The 1,205-nt window shown below is 65.1% G+C and carries 2 protein-coding genes; both read left to right on the top strand.

Annotated features, from left to right (window positions below):
- A partial coding sequence (locus tag AC5E6L_RS09970; protein WP_491772979.1) for an ABC transporter permease occupies positions 1-735 on the top strand: 735 nt, incomplete at its 5' end.
- A 13-nt stretch (positions 736-748) separates the two neighbouring features.
- Positions 749-1,205: TetR/AcrR family transcriptional regulator (locus AC5E6L_RS09965; protein ID WP_491772977.1), on the top strand; the 457-nt coding region annotated here is incomplete at its 3' end.

Here is a 1,205-nt window from a genome sequence, read left to right as displayed (position 1 = left end):
GTCGTCAACCGCAACCTTCAGGCCATAGAACCCGCGCTGGTCATCGGGGCCGACGTGCAACTCGCGCTTGGTCCGCGTTCGGTGAATGGGCGTATCGTCGGCGTCATCGAGGAGGTCGCCGAGCCGTCGCTTTACACGAACCCGCCCACCTTCGCTGAACTGGCGGGCGCCGACGGCCTTGCCGGCGTCATCCGAGTCGCAGCCGATCCCGGTACGGAAGACCGCCTTGCCAGCCAGATCGAGGAAGTGATTGTGGACGCAGGCTCCATGCCGGCGCTCCTGTTCACGCGCCCGGCCTTGCGGCAGGCCATGGTCGACCACTTCGCGATCCTGCTGGCGTTGCTCTCGACCGCGGCGCTCGCGGCCATCATCGTCGGCGGATTGGGGCTTGCCGCGTCGATGGGGTTGAACGTCCTTGAACGGACGCGGGAGATCGGCGTCATCCGCGCCGTGGGCGCGCGCCCTGCGGCCGTGCGCAATCTCATTCTCACCGAAGGCTACGCCATCGCACTCGCCAGCGTTCTTCTTGCTGGCATCCTTTCGGTCCCCTTATCGATGGCCGTCGCCTATATTGTCGGGAATCACGGTCTTCATCTGACCTTGCCGCTGGTGTTCTCGCCGATAGGCGTTCTGGCGTGGACCGTACTGGTTGCTGTGTTGACGCTGATCGCCTGTATGGGACCGGCGCGACGCGCTATGAGGACGCCGGTTTGTGACGCCATCGCCTATGAATGAGGCTGAAGGATAAATGGGACGCGCACGCACAGTCGAAGACGAGGACATTCTCGAAGCGGCCCGCCTGGCGTTTGTCGATCGGGGCCAGTTCGCCACGACGCGCGAGATCGCCGAGGCGGTCGGCATCTCGCAGGCCGTTCTCTATCAGCGCTTCGGCTCCAAGGACGAACTCTTCTTCACCGCCATGGCGCCACCGCCACCGGATCTTGAAGACCTGCTCGGCGAGCCGCCGCGCGAGCCCGAGGAAACGGAAGCCTATCTCGCCGATGTCGCCGAGCGTCTGTATCGGTACTTCGAAACCGTGGCGCCGCTCTTCGTCCAACTGGCCACCCACACGGCGTTCCACGCGGACCATTTGGCCCATGCGCACCGGCCGGTGACGGGGTCCGGGTTGGCCGAAGCTCTCGGCATACGGCTTGGCGACCTCGCCGAACAGGGCTTTGTCCGCAAAGGCGACGGAAGCGCCATGG

The organism is Roseitalea sp., assembly GCF_984466335.1.
The sequence above is the reverse complement of the archived record's forward strand: the minus strand, read 5'-3'. Positions and strand labels throughout refer to the sequence as shown.